Genomic DNA, 2,528 nt, shown 5'->3' with positions numbered 1-2,528 from the left:
AGGCTCGAGCCGTTCAAGAAGCTGGCCGCCACGCTCAAGGAGCGGTTCGACGCGGTGGTGCGCGGCATGGTCGATCACCGCAGCAACGCCTTCGTCGAGGCGATGAACGGGCTGCTGCAGCAGGCCAAGCGCGCCGCGCGCGGCTTCAGGACGAGCCAGAACTTCATCGCCATCGCCTACCTGCGCATGTCCAAGCTCAAGCACCTGCCGGCCAGTCCGTTCGCGCCGGCGATGCCCCAGTGACAGTGTTGCTTTCCACACGAAACGACATGGAGCCCCATGTCCTGCATCGTGCGGGCTGCCAGTGCGGCGCGACCGCTGGTCTTGCAATACAGGACCACGTCCAGGTCGGGTGACTGGCAGGCCGGGTTGCTGCTGAGCTGGAACTCCAGCAGCCCGCGCGGCATGTTCACGGCGCCGGGCAGGTGGCCCTGGCGGTACTCGTCGGGCTCGCGCACGTCGATCAGCACGTCCGCCTGGCTGGCAGCCTGCTCGGCCTCGTCGATCGACACTTCCCGGATGCAGGCCTTGGCAGCAGCAACCAGTTCGAGTGCGGTTTTCATGGGAATCCTTTCATGGGAGAGGAGGACATTCAACAGCCGGGCCTGGCGCCCAGCTTGCGCAGTATGTTCTCCAGCATGCACCACTTGGTGAAGCCGCTTTGCAGCAGGTTGGCACCGACGAAGGCCGTGAAGGCCAGCCACCACTGGCTCATGAACAGCGGGCTGCCGGGAATGCCCAGTGCCAGCGACAGCAGGATGAAGGCGCCAGCCAGCAGGCGCACGATTTGCCAGGATGTCATGGAAACAGCTCCTTGAAAAATGGAAGAAAAGGGGCAGGGTGCGCGGATGCTTCGACCGGCCGGGCTCAGCGGGCCGGCCTGGTAGTGCAGGCGCCATCGGCGCAGGCCGGGCAGAACAGGGCCACCAGCGGCCAGGCGAACAGCGCAAACGCCGCACCCAGGCCCAGGGCCATGCCCAGCAGGTTGAGCCAGTCCACCCAGTAGCCCATGTTGTCGAACGAGGACTGGGTCAGGTGGGGCAGCGTGAAGAACAGCAGGCCGGCCACGAAGCTGGCCGGAAACAGGGCGCGGCGCAGCGCCAGCAGGCTCAGGCGCGAGCGCGCCAGCACCATCAGCGCCAGCCAGACCACGGCCAGCGCCAGCAGCACCGGCCCCAGGCCCAGGGCGATTTCGTAGAGAATGTTCAGCACCAGCCAGATTTCGTACATGACGTGTCTCCTTGGAAAGTCTCGACAAAGCATCGCGCGCGCATCAGACGCGGCCCTTGAGCACCGCCATGTAGGCGGGCTTGAGCATCCGGATCTTCATCAGCCAGGCGGCGTAGCTGTCCTGCAGCGGCTCGATCATGGGCAGCGAGGGCGTGAGCCGGCCCTCGTAGTCGAACTCGATCAGCCAGGCCGAGCCCTCGCGCAAGATCATGGGGCAGGAGGTGTAGCCGTCGAACACCTCGCCCGGCGTGCGCCCGGCGATGACCTCCACCAGGTGCCGGGCGACGATGGGCGCGCTCTTCTTGACGGTGGCCGCCGTCTTGCCGCGCGGCGTGCCGTTGGTGTCGCCCAGGCCGAAGACGTTCTTGTAGCGCCGGTGCTGCAGGGTGTTCTTGTCCACCTCCAGCCAGCCGCCGGCGGCCATGGGGCCGTCCTGCCAGGCCAGATCCGAGTTCTTCACCGCATCGACGGCGCGCATGGGCGGCACGACGTGGATGAAGTCGTAGGGCACTTCGCTGGTCTCGCCCTCGGGCTTGGCGAAGGTGGCGCGGCGTGCGCCGATGTCGATGGCCGTGAGCTTTTGCCCGTACTGCACGCCCACGCCCAGCGCCTGCCAGCGCTGGAGCACGCTGTCGTTGACCACCGGCACGCCAAAGACGTTGTGCAGCGCCGAATAGAAGGTGATGCTCGACTTATCCAGGGTGCCGGCCTGCGCCAGCCGGTCGCGCAGCATGAAGGTCATCTTCAGCGGCGCGCCGGCGCACTTGAGCGGCGTGGCCGGCAGCGTCATGACGGCCTGGCCGCCCTTTTGCCGAAAGCTGTCCATGGCGGCCCAGGTGGCGACAGCTGCCTCGGCGCTGGGATAGACGCTGGCCAGACCGTTGCTGCCGATGGCCTTGACATCCATGCCCTCGATCTGCGCCCAGTCCTGGTGCGTGCCGGTGGCCACGACCAGGTAGTCGTAGGTGATGCGCTGGCCGCTGGCGGTGACCACCGTGTTGGCCGCCGGGTCGAACTCGGCCACCATGTCCTGCACCCACTGCACGCCGGTGGGCTGCAGGGCGGCGTTGCTCTCGACGACCTTGTCCCCCGGCCACACGCCGGTGGCCACCAGGGTGAAGCCCGGCTGGTAGTGGTGCGCCTGCTTGGCGTCAACGATGGTGATGCGCGCGCCGTCGAGCAGGCCTTGCAGCCGGTGTGCCACGGCGATGCCGGCCAGGCCGCTGCCGGCGATGGCGATGTGCGCCTTGGTCGGCAGGCGGGCGGCATGGGCCGGCTGCGGCGTGGCCGCGAAGCCG

The 2,528-nt window shown here is 67.7% G+C and carries 5 protein-coding genes; 1 reads left to right on the top strand and 4 read right to left on the bottom strand.

Annotation, left to right across the window (positions count from 1 at the left end):
- Window positions 1-243 (top strand): transposase (locus A612_RS13805; protein ID WP_019375049.1); only part of this gene is annotated, 243 nt, incomplete at its 5' end.
- Here A612_RS13805 and A612_RS13800 read toward each other — a convergent pair.
- From A612_RS13800 to A612_RS13785, 4 genes are all read right to left on the bottom strand, one after another.
- On the bottom strand, window positions 177-563 hold the full coding sequence (locus A612_RS13800) for a rhodanese-like domain-containing protein (protein WP_019375048.1): 387 nt from the start codon (window positions 561-563) through the stop codon (window positions 177-179). The two genes, A612_RS13805 and A612_RS13800, sit on opposite strands and share 67 nt — an antisense overlap.
- Window positions 564-592: 29 nt before the next feature.
- Window positions 593-802 carry a YgaP family membrane protein gene (locus A612_RS13795; RefSeq protein ID WP_019375047.1) on the bottom strand — a complete coding sequence of 70 codons (210 nt, stop codon included), beginning with the start codon at window positions 800-802 and terminating at the stop codon, window positions 593-595.
- A gap of 65 nt (window positions 803-867) precedes the next feature.
- On the bottom strand, window positions 868-1,230 hold the full coding sequence (locus A612_RS13790; RefSeq protein ID WP_019375046.1) for a hypothetical protein: 363 nt from the start codon (window positions 1,228-1,230) through the stop codon (window positions 868-870).
- A gap of 43 nt (window positions 1,231-1,273) precedes the next feature.
- A partial coding sequence (locus A612_RS13785) for an NAD(P)/FAD-dependent oxidoreductase (RefSeq protein WP_019375045.1) occupies window positions 1,274-2,528 on the bottom strand: 1,255 nt, incomplete at its 5' end.

Origin of the sequence: Melaminivora alkalimesophila (genome assembly GCF_000282995.1) — a bacterium.
GTDB classification, from domain to species: Bacteria; Pseudomonadota; Gammaproteobacteria; order Burkholderiales; family Burkholderiaceae_C; genus Melaminivora; species Melaminivora alkalimesophila.
Note: the sequence above shows the minus strand (reverse complement) of the source record. Positions and strands in the feature narration are given on the sequence as shown.

Excerpts from the sequence above, each read along its gene's own strand:
- A612_RS13800 (WP_019375048.1), bottom strand. The coding sequence starts at position 563 with ATGAAAACCGCACTCGAACTGGTTGCTGCTGCCAAGGCCTGCATCCGG.
- A612_RS13795 (WP_019375047.1), bottom strand. The coding sequence starts at position 802 with ATGACATCCTGGCAAATCGTGCGCCTGCTGGCTGGCGCCTTCATCCTG.
- A612_RS13790 (WP_019375046.1), bottom strand. The coding sequence starts at position 1,230 with ATGTACGAAATCTGGCTGGTGCTGAACATTCTCTACGAAATCGCCCTG.